Here is a 20646-nt window from a genome sequence, read left to right on the forward strand (position 1 = left end):
ATTTGATATGGGGATGTTCGACAGCGCGGCTAACGTGTCGAACTTGCGGATGCTCCCGTGCGCCCCCACCCGGGGAGCTGAGATCCTTACCGCACGGGGAAGAGCGGGGAACAGCCAGCACCGACCGGGGGAAAAGAGGGGGAGCAATGCCTCGTTGGAGGGCCTTGCCGGATGAACTGGATCCGCAGGTCAGGGAGTTCGCGAGCCAGTTGCGGCGGCTCGTGGACCGCAGCGGCCTGAGCATCGCGGCCGTCGCCGACCGCACGGGTTACAGCAAGACGTCCTGGGAGCGGTATCTGAACGGCCGGCTGCTCGCGCCGAAGGGCGCGATCGTCGCCCTGGCCGAGGTGACCGGCACCAATCCGATCCACCTGACCACGATGTGGGAGCTCGCCGAACGCGCCTGGAGCCGTTCGGAGATGCGCCACGACATGACCATGGAGGCCATCCGGATCTCCCAGGCGCGGGCCGCGCTCGGCGAGTTCGGGGCACCGCCCGCGAACGCCAAGGGCACCAAGACGGCCCGCAAGAGCGGCAGCGCGACGGCGCTGCCGGGGGTGGCGGGACCTGCGGGGGTCGCCCCCACGGTGCCGCCGCAGCCGACCGCGGCGGACGTGGACAGCGTCTCCTCGGGCGCCAATTCCTGGGGTGTGGCGGGGTACCAGGGGCCGTCGCAGACCTCGGGACGTACGGCGGCACCCGCTCCCGCGCCCGTCTCCACCGAGGGTCCGGGGCGGACGCCGGCGACACCGGCGGCACCGGGGGTGCCTGGACCGTCCGACCAGCCGCAGGACGCGCGTCCCGGGGACGGTTCCTCCGGAGGCGGGAAGCGGCGGCTGACGATGTTCCTCGTGGGGGTCGTCGGAGTGCTGGTCGTGGTGGCCGCCGTGTTCTTCCTGACCGACCCGGGCGGGGACAAGAAGAACCAGTCCGGGACGTCCCCCTCGCCGTCCGCCAGTACGTCCGTCTCGCTGCCCGCCGGGGTCAAGTGCAGCGGTGCCGGGTGCACCGGCAAGGACGCCGAGGCCATGGGCTGCAGCGGGAACCTGGTGACGACCGCGAAGACCGCGACGGTGGGGGCCACCGTGGTCGAGGTGCGGTACAGCGAGACCTGCGGGGCGGCGTGGGGCAGGGTCACCCAGGCCGGTCAGGGGGACAAGGTCGAGGTGACCGCAGGGAAGGCGACCGAGCGGAGCGGGAGCATCACCGAGGCGGGGGACACGATCGCCTACACGCCGATGGTGGCCGTGAAGGACGCCGGTGCGGCCACGGCGTGTGTGACCCTGGCCTCCGGGCAGCGGGGGTGCACCGGCTGAATCTTCCCGGGGTGTGCATGGACTGTCGGATCGGGGGCACGCGAACCGTACCCCCACGGGAGTCCGGCAATCGGTACCCCCATACGGCGGCCGCCTTCGTCCCCCCTCTCCCGGACGGGCGGCCGCCTCTTTTCCGGGCTCGTTTCCGGGCTCTGTTCCGGGGCTCTGTGGGGTGGGCCACACGGACCCGGACGTCCGGGTCCCCGGATGCGCGATAGCCTGACCGCTGGAGATCTCTTGACGCCGAGAGATCGATCAAACGTCCGGGGCAGGGACGCCCCACCGCCAGCTGTCATACGGAGAACGCCATGACCCGCACTCCCGTGAACGTCACCGTCACCGGCGCGGCCGGCCAGATCGGTTACGCCCTGCTCTTCCGCATCGCCTCCGGCCAGCTGCTCGGCGCGGACGTGCCGGTCAAGCTCCGCCTGCTGGAGATCACCCCCGCGCTGAAGGCCGCCGAGGGCACCGCCATGGAGCTCGACGACTGCGCCTTCCCGCTGCTCCAGGGCATCGACATCACGGACGACCCGAACGTCGCCTTCGACGGCACCAACGTCGGTCTGCTCGTCGGCGCCCGCCCCCGCACCAAGGGCATGGAGCGCGGTGACCTCCTGGAGGCCAACGGCGGCATCTTCAAGCCGCAGGGCAAGGCCATCAACGACCACGCCGCGGACGACGTCAAGATCCTCGTCGTCGGCAACCCGGCGAACACCAACGCGCTGATCGCCCAGGCCGCCGCCCCGGACGTACCGGCCGAGCGCTTCACCGCGATGACCCGCCTCGACCACAACCGCGCGCTGACCCAGCTCGCGAAGAAGACGGGCACCACGGTCGCCGACATCAAGCGTCTGACCATCTGGGGCAACCACTCCGCCACCCAGTACCCGGACATCTTCCACGCCACGGTCGCCGGCAAGAACGCCGCCGAGACCGTCAACGACGAGAAGTGGCTGGCCGAGGACTTCATCCCGACCGTCGCCAAGCGCGGTGCCGCGATCATCGAGGCCCGTGGCGCGTCCTCCGCCGCCTCGGCCGCCAACGCCGCCATCGACCACGTGTACACCTGGGTCAACGGCACCGCGGACGGCGACTGGACCTCCATGGGCATCCCCTCGGACGGCTCCTACGGCGTCCCGGAGGGCCTGATCTCCTCCTTCCCGGTCACCACCAAGGACGGGCAGTACGAGATCGTCCAGGGCCTGGACATCAACGAGTTCTCCCGCGCCCGCATCGACGCCTCCGTGAAGGAGCTCGAGGAGGAGCGCGAGGCGGTCCGCGCGCTCGGTCTCATCTGAGTTTTCTCGACGGCTCTGTCACGAGCCTGCACGGGCCCTGTTCCGGTTCCCTCCGGAACAGGGCCCGTGGCCGTTTTTCGCCCTACGGTCGAAGTCTTACCCGGTGGGGTGATGCGGGGGGTGCGCGATGAACGGCTGGAATGGCTGGAACGGCTGCAGCTCCGGTTCCGGGGCGGAACACGAGCCGAGCGAGGACAGGGGCCGGTCGGCCTGGAGCTCGGAAGCGGCGGAGACCACCCCGCCGTGGGCCTCCGCGGAGACCCAGACCTCGTTCGCGCCGCCCTGGGCCACGGCCGGGACCCAGGCGCCGGTTCCCGTGGGCCCTCCGCACGCGCCGCACCGCGTCCGGCGGGTGTTCGCCGCTTTCACGGTGGCCGTCCTGGTCGGCGTCTCGGTCGGCGTCGGCGTCTGGCTGCTCCTCCGGGGCACCTCCCTCAACTCCGGTACTCACACGGGCGCGGGTCCGGCCCCGAGCGTCACGGCCACCTCGTCGCCTCCGGCCTCCGCGTCCGCGTCCGCCTCCGCGTCCGCGTCCGCCTCAGCCTCCGGCTCCTCCGCCTCCACCGGCTCGGCGTACCACCGCGTCCAGGACCCCGTCGGCTACACCGTGGACATCCCCAAGGGCTGGGCGCGTACGGAGAAACAGGGGCAGCTGGCGCCGGTCGTCAGCTTCGACGCCCCCGCCGACGGCCGCCGGCTCCAGCTCTTCCGGATCGCGGAGGACACCCCGGCCCAGTCGCTCGACCTGGCCGAGAACGACCGCGGTTACGGCTTCGCCCGCCAGCCCGGCTACCAGGTCCTCGACCGCGCCTCCGGCACCACCTGGGCCGAGCTCGTCTACCGCTACGACGACCCGGACCTCGGCGCCCGCCAGGTCGTCGACCACCGCTTCCAGGCCGCCGACGGCACGCTGTACGCGATCCGGGCCACCGGCCCCGCCTCCCTCACGCCCGCCCTGGTGCGCGAGCCGCTCACCAGGGCACTGTCCTCGTTCTGCCCGGCGGACACGGAGTGCCGCTGAGCCTGCGCCGGCGGCCGGGCGACCACTCTGGCCCGCGTCCTGCGTGCGGGCGGTGAGGGGTTCGGTGCGACTGAGGGGGGACCGTCGGCGCACCGGCCGTCATGATCTGCATCGCCTCGGGGCCGAGCGGCCGGCCGAGCTGCACAGCCCGACCGGGCCCCGCCGGGGGTGAGCGCCCCCGTCACGCGCGACGCAGCCGCGCGCCGGCCGCGACCCGGTGGCCCCACGGGGCGCGGGCCGGGCCCGGGCGCCGCAGTGCCTGCGCGGGAGCGGGCCCGAGGGGACCAGGGCGCGCGCCGGCTGACGGGGACGGACATCGAGCCCGGCGCGGGCGCCGCCCCCGGCCGGAGCGGTCCCGGTGCCGACGCTCCGGAGCAGGAGTGCGCTGACGACCGGGTTCAGAAGGGAGGGCACGGCGGCTCCTCGGAGCAACTCGGGTACGAGCAGGGACGGTTGGGCCGACAGCCGAACCGAACGCGACAGTACTCGTTTCCGGCTGAACGCGATAGTACGCGAATCCCCGTGGCCGGGTGATCGGGTCGTCAGCCGGACAGCCGCTTCTCGAACCAGTGGTCGCCGTAGACGTGCTCCGAGTAGGGCGGGATCTCCCGGTAGCCGCACGCCCGGTACATCGTCTGCGCCTCGGTGAGCGACGCGTGGGTGTCGAGCCGCAGGACGGTCAGGCCGCGGGCGGCGGCCTCCGACTCCAGCGCGGACAGGATCCGGCGGGCGAGGCCGAGGCGGCGGGCGTCCGGGTGCACCCACACATGGCGGAGCTCCCCGACCCCCGGCTCCAGCCGTCGCAGCGCCCCGCAGCCCACCGGGCGCCCCTCCTCGTACGCCACGAAGAACGCGCCCGCCTCCCCGGAGACCTCCTCGGGGCGCACCAGGTCGGACGCGTCGAAGCCCTCCGGGAAGCGGGCGTCGATGTCGGCGGCGTACGCCTGGAGGCAGGCGCGGGCGTCGGGGGCGGCGCCGTCGACCGGGGCCACGGTGATGCCGGCCAGGCGCAGCAGGCGCTGGGCGGTGCTCATCGCCTCGGTGAGCCGGTCGCGCTGGGCCCGGGTGAGTCCGTCGAGCAGTCCGGCCGCGAGGGCGTCGGCCCGGCGGTTCTGCTCCCCCAGCTCGGCCCTTCCGGCGCGGGTCAGCTCGATCCTGCGCAGCCGGCTGTCCTCGGGGTGGACGCTGATCCGCACCAGGCCCTGCGCCTGGAGGGTCTTCGCCATCCGGCTCAGGTATCCGGCGTCCAGTCCGAGCCGGGTCCTGAGCTCACGCAACGAGACCCCCTCACCGATCTCGAACAGCAGCCGCGCCTCACCGAGCGGGCGGTCCTGGCCGAGGTAGTGGTCGTCCAGGGCGCCGATACGGCGGGTGAAGTAGCGGTTGAACCGGCGGAACTCCGCCACGTGCTCAATCGACACCGGGTCCATAATCTTTGACATTAGTCAAATAAATTACCCGGTGTCCACGGGTACGCACATTCCGGTTTGCCGACCCCATCCGCACCTCTATGCTGATCCGTTGTCAACAACAGCACTGAACAAGGGCTTTGCACGCATCGGGGGAGCCGCGTGACTACTACATCTGTGCCTCGGCAGCCGCAGTCCGCACCGCCGGGCCCCGCCACGCCGCCGCACGCCAGCGAGGCGACCCGGCTGCTGTGCGCCGGCACCTACCTGGATTCCGGTTACCGGGACCGGGTCATCGAGCAGCTGCACCTGAACGAACAGCGGATCGTGGCGCCCTCGCTGGGCCTCGACGCGGCCCGGGTGCTCGCGCACGCGCTGCGGGCCCGGCGCCAGGAGCTGCTGTGGGCCGGGCTGATCCTGGGTCTGTGGGTGATCGGGCTGCCGCTGACCGGCGGGCTGCTGTTCGCGTTCCTCATGCCCAGCCTGATGCTCGCGGCCGCCTCGTGGGTCCGGGGCAAGGGCGCGAATCCGCCGCTGTACCGGCGGGTGCCGGCCTTCGTCATGCGCTGGTGGGGGCGGCTCGTCTTCGCGATGTTCCTGATCCTCGCCCTGGTCGTCGCGTTCGGCGGAGGCGACGACGACTCCTCGTCCTACGGCGGCTCCGGCTCCTTCGGCGACTCCTACGGCTATGGCGGCTCGTACGGCTCCTACGGTGACTCCTCCGACCCGTCCGACCTGCTGTTCCCCGACTTCGACGGGGTCAACGGCCTGATCGGGCCACTGCAGGCGTGGCTGGTGATCGTCGTCTTCGCGCTGATCGCGGTGTGCGTGGCCGCGCAGCGCGGCCAGTTCGCCAGGGCGGTGGGCGCCGAGCTGTCCCCGCAGCGCTTCCCGGACGCGGCCGGCGACCCCGCCGAGCGCGCCGAGGGGCCGCGGTTCCAGCGGCTGAAGCAGCGCATCCGCATCGAGCAGCACGCGCCGCTGGTCATGTACCACGAGAAGCGTCCCTTCTGCGGTGCCGGGTTCGCCTACGAGACCTGGGTGATCGCCGTCGAACTGCGGCCCGACGAGATGAAGAAGGAACAGCTCCCGCTGAACAACCGCGCGGTCCTGGAGAAGATCCGCCCGCTGCTCGAACAGCTGCGGCTGCCCTCGGAGTTCGCCGGGCACACGGTCCGCGACCGGCTGCGCTGGCTGGAGATCGACGAGTGTGTGTTCCTGCCCGCCGAGGGGCTGCGCCGGCGCGAGGAGGCCCCGTACCACCCGCAGGCCTTCGAGGACCACCGGGCGCGCGCGGTCGAGGAAGGCGCCGAGAAGCGGCGGCACTTCCTGCGGATCCGGGTCGGCGGCTGGGAGGAGGAGCTGGTCGTCACGGTCTTCGTGCGCGTCCACACCCAGGGCCGGATGCTCATGCTGGAGATCGCCCCGCATGTGCTGCTGCCGGTGCGCGAGGACTTCAAGGACGCCGACCGCGCGGCCCACACCTACCGGCACAACAACGTCCTCGGCAAGGCGGCCTGGGCGGTGGCCCGGGTGCCGGGCTCCGCGGCCCGTTCCCTCGCCACCCTCGGCCGGGGGGCGGGGTACGCGTGGAAGCTGCTGACCGGCGGCTACGCGGGCGCGCTGCCCGACGGCCCGGCGTTGTCGGTGCGCGAGCTCGGCTCGATGGACGAGGGGTCCCGCTTCCAGGAGATGGACGCCTACCGCTACCTCAGGAGCGTGCAGGACCGGGTCGCGCACGGCGTGCTGACCGCGCTGGCCGAATCCGGTTACCAGACGGGCGAGTTCGTCCAGAAGATCGTGAACATCAGCAGCGGCGGCGTGCACGTCGAGGGCGGCGTCCACGGCAGCACCTTCGCGGTGGGCAAGAACGCCTCCGCGTTCACCGGCGGCGCGGGGACCGCGTCACAGAAGGGAGCCAGCGGCAATGGCAACGGATGAGCCAGGCGTCAGCATCAGCGGCGGTGTCCACGGCAGCACGTTCGCCATCGGCAGCCACGCGCACGCCGAGAGCCACCACGGTACGGCGCCCCAGCGGGACGAGAGCGCCGAGGCGCTCCTGACCGCCGTACGGGAACTCCGCGAGGACCTGACCCGCCTCAGGGCCACCGACCAGACGGCCGCGCTGGACACCGCGCTGGCCGAGACGGAGGAGGAGATCGTCACCACGGGCCAGGCGGGACCGACCCGGCGGGAACGGCTGCGGGCGCTGCTGGACGACGCGCAGGCGCTGGTCGGTCTGGTCGCGTCGGCGGGGGCCGTGGCGGGGCTGCTCGGGTTGTGAGAGAGCGCTGCGGGGCGAGCGGGAAGGGGACGCCATGAGCGGGGGAGTGCGGTACTGGAACGAGGAGACGCAGCGGTGGGAGGACGGGGACGGCGGCGAGACCGCGACCGGTCCGGTCACCCCGCCGCCCCCGGCCCCACCGGGCGTGCCGCCGGCTGACGCGGACGTGGAGGCGGACGCCACGGCTTCGGCGGGTCCCGCCGCGCCCGTGTGGCCGCCGGCGGCCGGGTCGGAAAGGGGCGGGTCGGAAAGGGCCGGGTCGGACACCGGCGACACGGCTGCGGGGCCCGGCGGCTCCGCGGGACCGTTTCCCTCCCCGCCACCGCCACCGCCACCGCCCCCAGGCTGGCCCGGCACCGGAAGCGGCAGCACCTGGCACGGTCCCGGAACCGCCGGCGCCCCCGGCGACGGCTGGTCCTCCGCCGAACAGATCGGGGGCGGCGGGGCCGCGCCGTCGGCCGAGTGGTCGGGGGCCGAGTGGTCGGGGGCCGGCTGGTCGACCGCCGGCCAGACGGCCGTGCCCGAGCCCTCCGCCGGGACGAACCGCCGGCTCGTCTGGTCCGCGCTCGCCGGTGTCGCCGCCGTCGGGGTCGCCGTGACCCTGGTGCTGACGCAGGTCGTCGGCGGTGGGGACCAGGACGACAAGGCCGGTGACGTGAGCCCGACGCCCACGGGGATCGTCTCGCAGCAGAGCGGTCCCTACGCGTCGCCGACCCCCTCGCCGACCGAGGACACCGCGTCCCCGACCGCCTCGGCGCCCGAACTCCCCGCCGGGTACGAGCTGTACGAGGACGAGGAGGGGTTCCGTATCGCCCGGCCCGTGGGCTGGTCGCGCACCACCGTGACGTCCAAGTTCGGCATCGACGTGGTCAACTACCGCAGCGCGGACGGCGAACGGCGGCTCCAGGTGTACCAGGTGGCGGAGGAGTCCCCGGAGGCGTCCTTCGAGCTGTACCTCTCCGCCGACACCTCCAAGCCGGACGGCTTCGAGAAGGTGGACCTCCAGCCCGTCGAGGAGAACGGCTTCACGGGCGAACGCCTGGAGTACCGGGCCGACTCCCTCAGCGGCGAGCCGGACGTGGGCCCCTGGCACGTCTACGACGAACGGTTCGTCGCCCAGGACGGCCTCATCTACGCGGTGGCCGCCTACGGCCCGGAGAAGGACGGTGGCGAGGACGAACTGGAACTCCTGACCACCGCGTTGCAGGGCTTCTGCGCGCCCTACGCCTGCGACCCGGCCGCGATCGACTGAGGCCGGGCCCGCCGCCCTTCTGCGTGGCCCGCACCAGCCGGTGCGGCGCGTCCGAAGTGACGTACAGGACCGCCTTCTTGCCGTCCGCGTCACAGGTCTCCTCAAGAGCTCGGCCACTGCCTCGCCCTGTCGCCCGGCACCTGCGCCTTCCAGAAGGCGGCGTCCGGCTTCGTCCCTCTTCGCCTGCTCGACCAGCTCGCGCGCTCGGATCGTCGGTGAGCCTGAGGCTGAGGCGGCGACCGGGACGAGGCTCGCCGACAGCAGAAGTTGGGCACGTCCAGCGCGCCTTTCGTCCTGTTTGCCCGCATGTTCAGTGAGTCAGAACACTTTCGGCCACCCATTGCGCATGCAATCGGGTCGCGGGGGCATGCGACGACGGTCCCCCTGAGTGACACCCGTGTGACTCAGGGGAGCCGAACAGGAACGGAAGGCAACACCGATCATGGCCGGACAGCACGCGCGGCAGGAGCCGCACACCATCCACGCGGGCGGCGAATGGCGCGCAGCCGTCTCCGGAGCCACCCGCGACATCCTCGACCCCGCCGACGCCCGGCCGTTCGCCGTGGTTGCCGAGGGTGACGAGAAGGACACCGACCTGGCGGTCGCCGCCGCCCGCCAGGCCTTCGACTCAGGACAGGGCCCCTGGCCGCTCACCCCCGTCGCCGAACGCGCCGCACTGCTGCGCCGCGTCGCCGATCTTCTCGTACGCGACCGCGAAGAACTCGGCCTCCTGGAGAGCCGGGACGCGGGCAAGACGGTGGAGGAGGGCCGGGTCGACATCGACTGTGTCGCCGACGCCTTCCGCTACTTCGCCGACCTGGTCGCCGGCGAGTCGGCCGGCCGGGTCGTCGACGCCGGCTCGACCGACATCCACAGTGTCGTCGTGCACGAGCCGGTCGGTGTGTGCGCGCTGATCACCCCCTGGAACTACCCGCTCCTCCAGGCCAGTTGGAAGATCGCCCCCGCCCTCGCGGCCGGCAACACCTTCGTGGTCAAGCCGAGCGAGATCACCCCGATGACGACCATCGCGCTCATCGAGCTGCTGGTCGAGGCCGGACTGCCGGAAGGCGTGGCCAACATCGTGACCGGCCCCGGCCACACCGTCGGCGCCCGGCTCGCCGAGCACCCCGACGTCGACCTGGTCTCCTTCACCGGCGGCCTGGTCAGCGGCACCAAGGTCGCCCAGGCCGCCGCCCCCTCCGTCAAGAAGGTCGCCCTCGAACTCGGTGGCAAGAACCCGAACGTGGTCTTCGCCGACGCCTGTGCCACCCCCGAGGGCTTCGACACCGCCGTCGACCAGGCCCTCAACGCCGCCTTCATCCACAGCGGCCAGGTCTGTTCCGCGGGCGGACGCCTCATCGTCGAGGAGTCCGTCCGGGACCGCTTCGTCGCCGAACTCGCCCGCCGGGCCTCGAAGATCCGCCTCGGCCGCGGCACCGAGGACGGTGTCGAGTGCGGGCCGCTCGTCTCCGAGCAGCAGCGCGCCAAGGTCGAGTCCTACGTCGCCTCCGCGCTCGCCGAGGGCGCGGTGCTGCGCTCCGGCGGACAGCGTCCCGAGCCGTCGCCCGAGCGTCCCGCCGACGGCTACTTCTACGAGCCGACCGTCCTCGACCGCTGCCACCGCGAGATGCGGGTCGTGCGGGAGGAGGTCTTCGGACCGGTCCTCACCGTCGAGACCTTCCGCACCGAGGAGGAGGCGATCGCCCTCGCCAACGACACCGAGTACGGGCTCGCGGGCGCCGTCTGGACCGCCGACGCCGGCCGTGCCCGCCGGGTCGCCGGACGGCTGCGCCACGGCACCGTCTGGATCAACGACTTCCACCCCTACCTCCCGCAGGCGGAGTGGGGCGGCTTCGGCAAGAGCGGAGTGGGCCGCGAGCTCGGCCCCGCCGGCCTCGCCGAGTACCGCGAGAGCAAGCACGTCTACCAGAACCTCGCGCCGAAGCCCGTGCGCTGGTTCGCCGGCTGAGCTCACTCGCCCTCCCCTCTCTCTCAAGACTTCCCTGGAGTACCCCCATGTCCGAGATCAAACAGGAGTACGACTACGTCGTCATCGGCGGCGGAACGGCAGGCTCCGTCATAGCCTCCCGCCTCACCGAGAACCCCGATGTCACCGTCGCCGTCATCGAGGGCGGCCCCAGCGACGTCGGCCGGGACGACGTCCTCACCCTGCGCCGCTGGATGGGCCTGCTCGGCGGCGAACTCGACTACGACTACCCGACCACCGAGCAGCCGCGCGGCAACTCCCACATCCGGCACAGCCGCGCCCGGGTGCTGGGCGGCTGCTCCTCCCACAACACCCTGATCGCCTTCAAGCCGCTGCCCTCCGACTGGGACGAGTGGGAGGAGGCCGGCGCCAAGGGCTGGGGCGCGGTCCCGATGGAGGCGTACTACGCCCGGCTGAAGAACAACATCGTCCCGGTCGACGAGAAGGACCGGAACGCGATCGCCCGCGACTTCGTCGACGCGGCCCAGAAGGCCCTCGACGTCCCCCGGGTCGAGGGCTTCAACAAGAAGCCCTTCGACGACGGCGTCGGCTTCTTCGACCTGGCCTACCACCCGGAGAACAACAAGCGCTCGTCCGCGTCGGTGGCGTACCTGCACCCGGTGATGGACGAGCGGCCCAACCTCACGATCCTGCTGGAGACCTGGGCGTACAAGCTGGAGCTGGACGGCACGCGCGCGGACGGTGTGCGCGTACGGTCCAAGGACGGTCAGGAGACCCTGATCAGGGCCCGCCGCGAGGTCGTCCTGTGCGCGGGCGCGGTCGACTCGCCCCGGCTGCTGCTGCACTCCGGCATCGGCCCCCGCGAGGACCTCGAAGCCCTCGGCATCCCGGTCGTCCACGACCTGCCGGGCGTCGGCGAGAACCTCCTCGACCACCCCGAGTCGGTCATCGTCTGGGAGACCGAAGGACCGATCCCCGAGAACTCCGCGATGGACTCCGACGCGGGCCTGTTCGTGCGCCGCGACCCCGGCCACGCGGGCCCGGACCTGATGTTCCACTTCTACCAGGTCCCCTTCACCGACAACCCCGAGCGCCTCGGCTACGAACGCCCGGCGTACGGCGTCTCGATGACCCCGAACATCCCCAAGCCGAAGAGCCGCGGCCGCCTGTACCTGACCAGCGCGGACCCGGAGGTCAAGCCCGCCCTCGACTTCCGGTACTTCACCGACGAGGACGACTACGACGCCCGCACCCTCGTCGACGGCATCAGGATCGCCCGCGAGATCGCCGCGACCGAACCGCTCGCCGACTGGCTGAAGCGGGAGGTGTGCCCCGGCCCCGACATCACCGGTGACGAGGAGCTGAGCGAGTACGCCCGCAAGGTCGCGCACACCGTGTACCACCCGGCCGGCACCTGCCGTATGGGTGCCGCCGACGACGAACTGGCCGTTGTGGACCCCGAGTTGAGGATCCGCGGCCTGGACGGCATCCGCATCGCGGACGCGTCCGTGTTCCCGACCATGACGGCCGTGAACCCGATGATCGGGGTGCTCATGGTCGGTGAGAAAGCCGTGGACCTGCTGGGAGGTGGTGCGTGATGAGTACGACCGCGACCATGGAGAAGCCGCCGACGACGGACAATCCCGTGTTCTCCGTCGACGGGCTGTGGAAGGTCTTCGGCCCCAAGGCGGACCGCGTTCCCGAGGACGCCGAACTGTCCGCCCTCGACCCCGCCGACCTGCGCGCGCAGACCGGCTGCACGGCCGCCGTCCGTGACGTGAGCTTCGACGTCCGCAAGGGCGAGGTCTTCGTCGTCATGGGCCTGTCCGGCTCCGGCAAGTCCACGCTGGTGCGCTGCCTGACCCGGCTCATCGAGCCGACGGCCGGCACGATCTGCATCGACGGCGAGGACGTCCGCGCGATGGACAAGGCCCGGCTGCGGGAACTGCGCCGCCACCGCGCCGCGATGGTCTTCCAGCACTTCGGCCTCCTCCCGCACCGCACGGTCCTCGACAACGTGGCCTACGGCCTGGAGATCCAGGGCGTGGGCAAGGCCGAGCGCCGGGCCCGGGCCGCCGAGGTCGTCGCCAAGGTCGGCCTTGAGGGCATGGAACAGCGCAGGCCCTCCCAGCTCTCCGGCGGCCAGCAGCAGCGCGTCGGCCTGGCGCGGGCGCTCGCGGTGGACCCGCAGGTCCTCCTGTTCGACGAGCCGTTCAGCGCGCTCGACCCGCTGATCCGGCGGGACATGCAGGAGGAGGTCGTGCGCCTGCACCGCGAGGAGGGCCGCACGATGGTCTTCATCACGCACGACCTGAGCGAGGCGCTCAAGCTCGGCGACCGTATCGCCCTGATGCGCGACGGCAAGGTCGTCCAGCTCGGCACCCCGGAGGAGATCGTCGGCTCCCCGGCCGACGGCTATGTCCGCGAGTTCGTCCGGGACGTGCCGCGCGAACAGGTCATGACGGTCCGCCGGGCCATGAAGCCGGGCGACTGCGCGGGCCCCACCCATCCGGGCGCGCTGGCCCCGAACTCCGTGGTCGCCGACGCGATCAAGGTCGTCGCGGGCAGCGGCAGGCCGGCCTGCGTCGTGGAGAACGGCCGCTGCCTCGGCGTGGTCGACCACGAGCGGCTGCTCGGCGTCGTCGCCGGAACGGAACCGGGCGGGGGAGCCGCCGGAACGGAGCTTCGCAAGGAGGCCGTCTGATGGCTACCGTCACCGCGTCCACACCCCGCGCCCTGCCCACCGGCCTGCTCAAGCACCGGGCGGTCCACAAGCTCCTGCTCATCGCCCTCGCCGCGGCCGTCCTCGTTCCGCTCGCCAACGCCCGCTGGGCCAGCGGAAGCTGGCCGACCGCCCTCACCGTCGACCTCACCAAGCCGCTCGGCAGCGCCAGTGACTGGATCATCGACAACCGCGACAGCCACCCGCTGTTCCTCTACGGCTTCGGCTACGTCAGCAACGCCGTCGTGATCTCCGTACGCGCCGTGTATCTCGTCCTGCTCGGCGCGGGCTGGGCCGGCGTCACCGCGCTCGGTGCCCTCGTCGCCTGGCGCGTCGCCGGAGTCGGACTGGCCCTGGGCACCACGGCCGCGTTCCTCGCCTGCGGTCTGCTCGGCATGTGGATCCCCACCATGCAGACCCTCGCCCTGATGGTCGTCGCCGTGCTCGCCTCGGTCGTCGTCGGCGTCCTGCTGGGGCTCGCCGCCGGTCTGTCCCGCCGCATGGACAAGATCCTGCGCCCGGTCCTGGACACCATGCAGGTCATGCCCGCCTACGCCTACCTCCTCCCGGTGGTCCTGGTCTTCGGCATGGGGGTGCCCGCCGCCGTCCTCGCGACCGTCGTCTACGCCGCCCCGCCCATGGCCCGCCTCACCGCGCTCGGTCTCCAGGGCGCGGACAAGGAGGTCCTGGAGGCGGTCGAGTCGCTCGGCACCACCGCCCGCCAGCGGCTGCTGACCGCCCGTATCCCGCTGGCCCGCAAGGAGCTCCTCCTCGGCCTCAACCAGACGATCATGATGGCCCTTTCGATGGCCGTCATCGCGTCCGTGATCGGCGCCGCCGGCCTCGGTGACCGCGTCTACCAGGCGCTGGCCTCCGTCGACGTGGGCGCGGCCCTCGCGGCCGGCATCCCGATCGTGCTGCTGGCCGTCGTCCTCGACCGGGTCACGGCCGCGGCGGGCGCCGCGGACGGCACCGAAGGACAGAGCCGCGCCCGATGGGCGTACGCCCTCGCCGGGACCGTCGTCGTGGCGCTCGCCGGACGTCTGCTGGGCCGTGTCGACTGGCCCGACGCCTGGACCCTGAACATCGCCGAGCCCGTCAACCGGGCCGTCGACTGGATGACGGCCCACCTCTACTCCGGTGTCCCCGTCATCGGCGGCACCGCCGACTGGGCCGGCCACTTCACCACCTGGGTCCTCGACCCGGTCCGCAACGGTCTCCAGGGGCTGCCCTGGTGGTCCGTGCTGCTCATCGTCGCCACCCTGGCCTGGCTGATCGGCACCTGGCGCACCGCGCTCACCGCGGTCCTCGCCATGGCCGCGATCGGCGTCCTCGGCGTGTGGACCCCCGCGCTGGACACCCTGTCGCAGGTCCTCGCCGCCGTCGCCGTCACCCTCGTCCTGGGCTTCGCGACCGCCATCGCGGCGGCCCGCAGCGACCGCGTCGAGCGGTGGCTGAGGCCCGTCCTGGACGTCTTCCAGACCATGCCGCAGTTCGTGTACCTGATCCCGGTCGTCGCCCTGTTCGGCGTGGGCCGCGCGCCCGCCGCGGCGGCGGCCGTCGTCTACGCGCTGCCCGCCGTGGTCCGCATCACCACTCAGGGCCTGCGCCAGGTCGACCCGGCCGCGATGGAGTCCTCCCGCTCGCTCGGTGCCACCAGCTGGCAGCAGCTGCGCCAGGTCCAGCTGCCGCTCGCCCGGCCCGCGTTGCTGCTCGCCGTCAACCAGGGCGTGGTCCTCGTCCTCGCCGTCGTCGTCATCGGCGGCCTGGTCGGCGGAGGCGCGCTCGGCTACGACACCGTCTTCGGCCTGGCCCAGGGCGACCTGGCGACCGGCCTGGTCGCCGGTGCCGCCATCGTCTGCCTCGGCCTGATGCTCGACCGGGTCACCCAGCCGACGGAACGCCGCACGGGGAAGGGAGCCTGACATGCGACTCCGTACGATCGCGGCGGCGAGCTCGCTGCTGCTCCTCACGGGCTGCGGTGCCGCCGACATGACCAAGCAGGCCTCGCCCTTCGCCAACGCCCAGGGCGCCAAGTCGGTGACCCTGTCCGTGCAGTCCTGGGTCGGCGCGCAGGCCAATGTGGCCGTCGCCCAGTACCTCCTGGAGCACAAGCTCGGCTACCGCGTCGACACCGTCCAGGTCGACGAGGTGCCCGCCTGGGACGCGCTCAGCCAGGGCCGGGTCGACGCCATCCTGGAGGACTGGGGCCACCCCGAGCAGGAACAGCGGTACGTCAAGGACAAGAAGACGATCACGCCGGGCGGCGGACTCGGCGTGACCGGGCACATCGGCTGGTACGTCCCGACGTACTTCGCCAAGCAGCACCCGGACGTCACCAACTGGAAGAACCTCAACAAGTACGCCTCGCAGCTCCGTACGGCCGAGAGCGGCGGCAAGGGCCAGCTGATGGACGGCTCCCCGTCCTACGTCACCAACGACAAGGCGCTGGTGAAGAACCTGGACCTGGACTACCAGGTGGTGTTCGCCGGTTCGGAGGCCGCGCAGATCACCCAGATGAAGCAGTTCGCCAAGGAGAAGAAGCCCTTCCTGACCTACTGGTACGCCCCCCAGTGGCTGTTCGAGAAGGTCCCGATGACCGAGGTGAAGCTGCCCCCCTACAAGGAGGGCTGCGACGCGGACCCGGCGAAGGTCGCCTGCGCCTACCCGCACACCCCGCTCCAGAAGTACCTCAACACGGACTTCGCCAAGTCCGGCGGCAAGGCGGCGGCCTTCCTGAAGAAGTTCAAGTGGACGACCGAGGACCAGAACCAGGTCTCCCTGATGATCGCCGACCAGAAGCTGACGCCGGAGGAAGCGGCGAAGAAGTGGGTCGACGGCCACGAGTCCACCTGGAAGGCGTGGCTGTCCTGAACACCGCTAGGCGCGGAGGCTCTTGGCGGCCTCCCGCAGCTGCCGGGCCGCCCTCCGCTGGAGTCCCGGCCCGAACGTGACGCGAGTGGCCCCGAGTTCACCGAGTTCGGTGGGCGAGGGGCCCTCGCCGTCCAGCCGCCCGAACACGTTGAGCGGCCCCTGGATCCCGGACCGCAGCAACGGCAGGACGTCCACCGGGGCGCCGATCGGATAGATACAGTCGGCGCCCGCGGCGACGTACAGCGCGGCCCGCTCGATGGCCTGCTCGGGATCGCCGTGGCCGTAGGCGAACGTGTCCACCCGGGCGTTGACGAACAGCTGGTCCCCGGCGGCGTACCGCACCTCGGCGAGCCACTCGGCGTGCTCGCGCGGGTCCTTGAGGACCCCGTGCTCGGAGTCCTCCAGGTTGCAGCCCACGGCCCCCGCCTCCAGCAGCCGCTCCACCAGCTCCTTCGGCGCCAGCCCGTACCCGCCCTCGACGTCCGCCGACACAGGGATGTCCACCGCCTTCGCGATGCGCGCCACCGCGGCGAACATCTCGTCGGCAGGCGTGGACCCGTCCTCGTGCCCGAGGCAGGCCGCGATCCCCGCGCTGGGCGTGGCGAGCGCCGGGAACCCGGCCTCCTCGCACACCCGGGCACTGACCGCGTCCCAGGGGCCCGGCAGGACGAGGGGGTCGCCCGGCAGGCGGCCCCGGTGCAGGGCACGGAAGACGTCCACCTTCCTCACGGCCGGTGACCCCCCGGCGGGATCCTGCGGGCGACCATCACCCGGTTCCAGTTGTTGATGGCGACGATCAGCCCGATGAGATGGGCCAGCGGGCCCTCGTCGAAGTACTGGGCGGCGATGGCGTACACGTCGTCCGGCACGAACCCCTCCGTGAGCACCGTCACCGCCTCCGTCAGCGCCAGCGCCGCCCGCTCCCGCTCGTCGAAGACGCCCTCGGCCTCCTCCCACGCGGCGAGCAGGTCCAGCTGCTTCTCGCTCACCCCGTGCTTGCGGGCGATCGCGAGATGCATGTCCAGGCAGAACGCGCAGTGGTTGAGCTGCGAGGCCCGGATGACGACCAGTTCGGCGAGGGCCGGGTCGCCGAGTCCCTGTTTCGCGGTGGCGCTGAGCGCCGACAGGGCCTGGCCGACCTCGCGGTCGAGGACGTCCGTACGGCTCACTGGTGCCGGCCCGCCTCGTAGTGGCCCGGGACCATCCGGCAGGTCACCCCGAACCGGTTCCACGCGTTGATCACCGTGATCGCCGCGATCAGCTGGGCCAGCTCGGCCTCCTCGAAGTGCTTGGCGGCCCGCTCGTACACCTCGTCCGGCACGAAACCGTCGGTCAGGACGGTGACGGCGTCGGTCAGTTCGAGGGCCGCGACCTCCTTCTCCGTGTAGAAGTGCCGTGACTCCTCCCACGCGCCGAGCTGGATGATCCGCTCCACACTCTCACCGGCCGCGAGGGCGTCCTTGGAGTGCATGTCGAGGCAGAACGCGCAGTGGTTCAACTGCGAGGCGCGGATCTTCACCAGTTCCAGCAGCCGCGGTTCGAGACCCCGGCGGGCGGCCGTGTCCAGGCGGAGCATCGCCTTGTAGACCTCGGGGGCGTGCTGGGCCCAGGACAGACGGGGCGTGTGCTCGGGGGCGTGGCGGGCGGTTTCCTCTGTGGTCATGCCTCGACCCTAGGAGCCGGGCAGCCCAAGGGTATGGTCCACTTCCATGGCGAAACCGTGGGCCACTTTCGGCGTCGACCTGCATCTGGAACCCACCGGAGGAGGCGTCCGGCGGGGCCTCACCGATGCCCTGCGCGAGGCCGTCCGCACCGGCCGCCTGGCCCCCGGCACCCGGCTGCCCTCCTCCCGCGCCCTCGCCGCCGACCTGGGCGTCGCCCGCAACACCGTCGCCGACGCCTACGCCCACCTGGTCGCCGAGGGCTGGCTCACCGCCCGCCAGGGCTCGGGCACACGCGTCTCGGACCGTACGGTCGTCCTGCCCGCCGGGACCGCCGCACCCCGGCCCCGCGAACCCGGGCGCCCCACCCACAACCTCGTCCCCGGCACCCCCGACCTCGCCTCCTTCCCCCGCGCCCAGTGGCTCAAGGCCGCCCGCCGCGCCCTCGCCACCGCCCCCTACCAGGCCCTCGACTACGGCGACCCGCGCGGCCGCGTCGAACTGCGCACCGCCCTCGCCGAATACCTCTCCCGCGCCCGCGGGGTCCGCGCCGACCCCGAGCACATCCTGGTCTGCGCCGGCTTCGCGCACGGCCTGCGCCTGCTCGGCGCGGTCCTGCGGGCCCGGGGAGCCCGCACGGTCGCCGTGGAGTCGTACGGACTCGACGTGCACTGGAACCTGCTCGCGGCCGCCGGCCTGCGGACCGTCCCCCTGCCGTTCGACGAACACGGCACGGACCCGCGCGAGTTGACCGACCAGGACGCGGTACTGCTCACCCCCGCCCATCAGTTCCCGATGGGCGGCACCCTGCACCGCGACCGCCGGTCGGCCGTCGTCGAGTGGGCGCGCCGCACCGGCGGCCTGGTCGTCGAGGACGACTACGACGGCGAGTTCCGCTACGACCGCCAGCCCGTCGGCGCCCTCCAGGGCCTGGACCCCGACCACGTCGTCCACGCGGGCACGGCCAGCAAGTCCCTCGCCCCCGGGCTCCGGCTGGGCTGGCTGGTGCTGCCGCCCGGCCTCATGGAGGAGGTGCTCGCGGTCAAGGGCGGCATCGACGTCTGCGGCTCCCTCGACCAGCTGACCCTCGCCGAGTTCCTGAACTCCGGTGCCTACGACCGTCATGTGCGCGCCGCCCGGCTGCGCTACCGGCGCCGCCGCGACGCCCTCGTCGCCGAACTCGCCCGGCGGGCCCCGCGGGTCCACGCCACCGGTATCGCGGCCGGCCTGCACGTGGTGCTGCGGCTCCCGCCGGGCACCGAGCAGCCGACACTGCGGGCGGCGGCCTGGCAGGGCCTCGCCGTCCACGGGCTGCATCGCTACCAGCACCCCGAAGCCGTCGTCGAACGGCGTGACGCGCTCGTCGTGGGCTACGGGACCCCGCCGGACCACGCCTGGTCGGGGGCGCTGGAGGCACTGTGCGCGGTACTGCCCGAATGACGCGGTTCTCTTCAGCTCTTCGCCCTTCCTGAATCCGGGCACGCGAATTGTGTCGCGCGGATAGAGTCGCCGTATGAACAACAGTGCAGCCATATCCCGTGTGGCCCTGAAGAAAATCACCCCCGACGTGTCCGCGGCGATGGGTTCCCTGCATGCCGCCGCCGTTTCCGCGGCCCAGGACGCCAAGGTCGAACCTGAACTCCTCGAACTGATCCGGATCCGCGCCTCGCAGATCAACGGCTGTGCCTTCTGCATCGACATGCACACCAAGGACGCCCGCGCGGCCGGCGAGACCGAGCAGCGCGTGTACGCCCTGAACGCCTGGCGGGAGACCCCCTTCTTCACCCGACGCGAGCGCGCGGCACTGGCGTTGGCCGAGGCCGTGACCCTGGTGCACGACGGCCGGGTACCGGACGCGGTCTACGCCGAGGCGGCCGAGGTCTTCGAGGAGCCCCAGATCGCGGCACTGATCTGGGCGGCGACCGTCATCAACGCCTACAACCGGATCGCCATCGCCACGCGGATGGTTCCGGGGGGTTATCAGCCGGCCAAGAAATAACGCCGAATACGGGTATCGGCATGAAGTGCCGATACCCGTCCGGTTCGCTGCTCTAATTATCCGGCAGTGGCTCCATAATGTTGTCCAGCCAAGCTCGCCATTCCGGTGCGCGGTCCGCCGGCGCCGCTTTCTGCGACCCGCCGCCCGTCCACCCCGTCACCGGCCGGATTCCGTGCAGGGCGTTCACCAGCCACACCTCACGGCCCTCCAATTCCGCCACGGTCCGCTCGCGGTGGGCCACGGGGACCCCCTCGCGCCCGGCCCGCTCCCGGACGAGGGCGACGGTGACGCCGGGCAGCACCGGCAGCCTGGGCGGGGGGAGGCACAGGGTGTCCTCCTCCCACCACAGCACGCTGGCGGTGGCCGCCTCCAGCACGCAGCCGGAGGTCGCGACCAGCACCGCCTCCTCCGCGCCCGCGCCGCACGCCCGCTCCCGCACCCGGGCGAGCGCGGCGAGGTCGGGTCCCTTGCGGCGGGGCACGGTCCGAGGGTCGGACTGCCCCGCCGCCCAGACCCGCACGCCCGTCCCGAGCGGGGGAGCGTGCCGCAGCAGCAGCCGCAACTCCTTCGCGCCGGCCCCGAGTTCGACACGCGGGAACCATTCGCCCGTGCGGGGCAGCGCGTCGGTCATGTCCCGCCAGAACTCCAGCAGTCTGCGCAGCGGTGGTCCGCCCGCCTCGCCGCAGGCCCGCAGGAACCGCTCCCGGTGCCGTTCGAGCCCCCGCACCCTGCCGTCCCGCACCAGCCAGGAGTCCGCGACGAGGAGAGGTGCCGTCACCTCCGCGGCCGGGGCCAGCCCACGGGCCGGTGACCACACCGACAGCCCCTCCACGCCGACCGGTCGTGTCGCCGTCACAGCCAC

18 protein-coding genes are annotated in these 20646 nt (G+C 72.3%); 13 read left to right on the top strand and 5 right to left on the bottom strand.

Annotated features, from left to right (window positions below; all coding sequences use genetic code 11):
• The first annotated feature begins 164 nt into the window (after positions 1-164).
• The 3 genes from ACFYZ8_RS39860 (at position 165) to ACFYZ8_RS39870 (ending at position 3635) form a co-directional block, all read left to right on the top strand.
• Positions 165-1316, top strand: a complete 1152-nt coding sequence (locus tag ACFYZ8_RS39860; RefSeq protein ID WP_388541075.1) for a DUF2690 domain-containing protein — start codon at positions 165-167, stop codon at positions 1314-1316.
• Between the two features lie 308 nt (positions 1317-1624).
• Positions 1625-2614: a malate dehydrogenase gene (locus ACFYZ8_RS39865; RefSeq protein ID WP_359036629.1), complete on the top strand. Its 990-nt coding sequence runs from the start codon at positions 1625-1627 to the stop codon at positions 2612-2614.
• A 127-nt stretch (positions 2615-2741) separates the two neighbouring features.
• On the top strand, positions 2742-3635 hold the full coding sequence (locus ACFYZ8_RS39870) for a hypothetical protein (RefSeq protein WP_388541077.1): 894 nt from the start codon (positions 2742-2744) through the stop codon (positions 3633-3635).
• A 542-nt stretch (positions 3636-4177) separates the two neighbouring features.
• Here the strand turns inward: ACFYZ8_RS39870 and ACFYZ8_RS39875 are convergent.
• Positions 4178-5065, bottom strand: a complete 888-nt coding sequence (locus tag ACFYZ8_RS39875) for a GNAT family N-acetyltransferase (RefSeq protein ID WP_388541259.1) — start codon at positions 5063-5065, stop codon at positions 4178-4180.
• 141 nt (positions 5066-5206) lie between these two features.
• Here ACFYZ8_RS39875 and ACFYZ8_RS39880 point away from each other — a divergent pair, with 141 nt between their 5' ends.
• The 8 genes from ACFYZ8_RS39880 (at position 5207) to ACFYZ8_RS39915 (ending at position 16124) form a co-directional block, all read left to right on the top strand.
• A complete protein-coding gene (locus tag ACFYZ8_RS39880; RefSeq protein ID WP_388541080.1) occupies positions 5207-6985 on the top strand; it encodes a hypothetical protein in 1779 nt (592 codons plus the stop codon).
• Positions 6972-7328 carry a hypothetical protein gene (locus ACFYZ8_RS39885; protein WP_359036623.1) on the top strand — a complete coding sequence of 119 codons (357 nt, stop codon included), beginning with the start codon at positions 6972-6974 and terminating at the stop codon, positions 7326-7328. Before ACFYZ8_RS39880 ends, ACFYZ8_RS39885 begins: the two co-directional genes overlap by 14 nt.
• 34 nt (positions 7329-7362) lie before the next feature.
• Positions 7363-8580 (top strand): hypothetical protein, encoded by a 1218-nt coding sequence (locus tag ACFYZ8_RS39890; RefSeq protein WP_388541082.1) that lies wholly within the window; start codon positions 7363-7365, stop codon positions 8578-8580.
• A gap of 442 nt (positions 8581-9022) precedes the next feature.
• Positions 9023-10549, top strand: a complete 1527-nt coding sequence (locus ACFYZ8_RS39895; RefSeq protein WP_359036619.1) for an aldehyde dehydrogenase family protein — start codon at positions 9023-9025, stop codon at positions 10547-10549.
• A 47-nt stretch (positions 10550-10596) separates the two neighbouring features.
• On the top strand, positions 10597-12126 hold the full coding sequence (locus tag ACFYZ8_RS39900) for a GMC family oxidoreductase (protein ID WP_388541084.1): 1530 nt from the start codon (positions 10597-10599) through the stop codon (positions 12124-12126).
• A complete protein-coding gene (locus ACFYZ8_RS39905; protein ID WP_388541086.1) occupies positions 12126-13232 on the top strand; it encodes a glycine betaine/L-proline ABC transporter ATP-binding protein in 1107 nt (368 codons plus the stop codon). The genes ACFYZ8_RS39900 and ACFYZ8_RS39905 overlap by 1 nt, the downstream gene beginning before the upstream one ends.
• Complete coding sequence (locus ACFYZ8_RS39910; RefSeq protein WP_388541089.1) at positions 13232-15175, top strand: ABC transporter permease; 1944 nt, start codon at positions 13232-13234, stop codon at positions 15173-15175. Before ACFYZ8_RS39905 ends, ACFYZ8_RS39910 begins: the two co-directional genes overlap by 1 nt.
• A 1-nt stretch (position 15176) precedes the next feature.
• Positions 15177-16124 carry an ABC transporter substrate-binding protein gene (locus tag ACFYZ8_RS39915; RefSeq protein WP_359036611.1) on the top strand — a complete coding sequence of 316 codons (948 nt, stop codon included), beginning with the start codon at positions 15177-15179 and terminating at the stop codon, positions 16122-16124.
• A gap of 6 nt (positions 16125-16130) precedes the next feature.
• Here ACFYZ8_RS39915 and ACFYZ8_RS39920 read toward each other — a convergent pair whose 3' ends face one another.
• Genes ACFYZ8_RS39920 through ACFYZ8_RS39930 form a run of 3 tightly spaced genes read right to left on the bottom strand, consistent with a single transcriptional unit; the run spans position 16131 to position 17787 of the window.
• Positions 16131-16853, bottom strand: coding sequence for an isocitrate lyase/phosphoenolpyruvate mutase family protein (locus ACFYZ8_RS39920; protein WP_388541092.1), 723 nt, complete (start codon positions 16851-16853; stop codon positions 16131-16133).
• Positions 16850-17293, bottom strand: coding sequence for a carboxymuconolactone decarboxylase family protein (locus tag ACFYZ8_RS39925; protein ID WP_388541095.1), 444 nt, complete (start codon positions 17291-17293; stop codon positions 16850-16852). Before ACFYZ8_RS39925 ends, ACFYZ8_RS39920 begins: the two co-directional genes overlap by 4 nt.
• Entirely contained in the window at positions 17290-17787 is a 498-nt protein-coding gene (locus ACFYZ8_RS39930) for a carboxymuconolactone decarboxylase family protein (protein ID WP_388541096.1), read from the bottom strand. The genes ACFYZ8_RS39925 and ACFYZ8_RS39930 overlap by 4 nt, the downstream gene beginning before the upstream one ends.
• A gap of 46 nt (positions 17788-17833) precedes the next feature.
• Between ACFYZ8_RS39930 and ACFYZ8_RS39935 the strand changes: the two genes are divergently transcribed.
• Complete coding sequence (locus tag ACFYZ8_RS39935) at positions 17834-19225, top strand: PLP-dependent aminotransferase family protein (protein ID WP_388541099.1); 1392 nt, start codon at positions 17834-17836, stop codon at positions 19223-19225.
• Positions 19226-19298: 73 nt separating this feature from the next.
• Complete coding sequence (locus ACFYZ8_RS39940) at positions 19299-19784, top strand: carboxymuconolactone decarboxylase family protein (protein ID WP_359036601.1); 486 nt, start codon at positions 19299-19301, stop codon at positions 19782-19784.
• A 52-nt stretch (positions 19785-19836) separates the two neighbouring features.
• Here ACFYZ8_RS39940 and ACFYZ8_RS39945 read toward each other — a convergent pair whose 3' ends face one another.
• Positions 19837-20640, bottom strand: coding sequence for an aminotransferase class IV (locus ACFYZ8_RS39945; protein ID WP_388541102.1), 804 nt, complete (start codon positions 20638-20640; stop codon positions 19837-19839).
• Between the last annotated feature and the right edge of the window lie 6 nt (positions 20641-20646).

Origin of the sequence: Streptomyces sp. NPDC001668, from assembly GCF_042893155.1 — a bacterium.
Classification (GTDB): Bacteria; Actinomycetota; Actinomycetes; order Streptomycetales; family Streptomycetaceae; genus Streptomyces.

Excerpts from the sequence above, each read along its gene's own strand:
- ACFYZ8_RS39870 (WP_388541077.1), top strand. The coding sequence starts at position 2,742 with ATGAACGGCTGGAATGGCTGGAACGGCTGCAGCTCCGGTTCCGGGGCG.
- ACFYZ8_RS39890 (WP_388541082.1), top strand. The coding sequence starts at position 7,363 with ATGAGCGGGGGAGTGCGGTACTGGAACGAGGAGACGCAGCGGTGGGAG.
- ACFYZ8_RS39895 (WP_359036619.1), top strand. The coding sequence starts at position 9,023 with ATGGCCGGACAGCACGCGCGGCAGGAGCCGCACACCATCCACGCGGGC.
- ACFYZ8_RS39885 (WP_359036623.1), top strand. The coding sequence starts at position 6,972 with ATGGCAACGGATGAGCCAGGCGTCAGCATCAGCGGCGGTGTCCACGGC.
- ACFYZ8_RS39910 (WP_388541089.1), top strand. The coding sequence starts at position 13,232 with ATGGCTACCGTCACCGCGTCCACACCCCGCGCCCTGCCCACCGGCCTG.
- ACFYZ8_RS39875 (WP_388541259.1), bottom strand. The coding sequence starts at position 5,065 with ATGGACCCGGTGTCGATTGAGCACGTGGCGGAGTTCCGCCGGTTCAAC.
- ACFYZ8_RS39900 (WP_388541084.1), top strand. The coding sequence starts at position 10,597 with ATGTCCGAGATCAAACAGGAGTACGACTACGTCGTCATCGGCGGCGGA.
- ACFYZ8_RS39915 (WP_359036611.1), top strand. The coding sequence starts at position 15,177 with ATGCGACTCCGTACGATCGCGGCGGCGAGCTCGCTGCTGCTCCTCACG.
- ACFYZ8_RS39905 (WP_388541086.1), top strand. The coding sequence starts at position 12,126 with ATGAGTACGACCGCGACCATGGAGAAGCCGCCGACGACGGACAATCCC.
- ACFYZ8_RS39865 (WP_359036629.1), top strand. The coding sequence starts at position 1,625 with ATGACCCGCACTCCCGTGAACGTCACCGTCACCGGCGCGGCCGGCCAG.
- ACFYZ8_RS39940 (WP_359036601.1), top strand. The coding sequence starts at position 19,299 with ATGAACAACAGTGCAGCCATATCCCGTGTGGCCCTGAAGAAAATCACC.
- ACFYZ8_RS39930 (WP_388541096.1), bottom strand. The coding sequence starts at position 17,787 with ATGACCACAGAGGAAACCGCCCGCCACGCCCCCGAGCACACGCCCCGT.
- ACFYZ8_RS39935 (WP_388541099.1), top strand. The coding sequence starts at position 17,834 with ATGGCGAAACCGTGGGCCACTTTCGGCGTCGACCTGCATCTGGAACCC.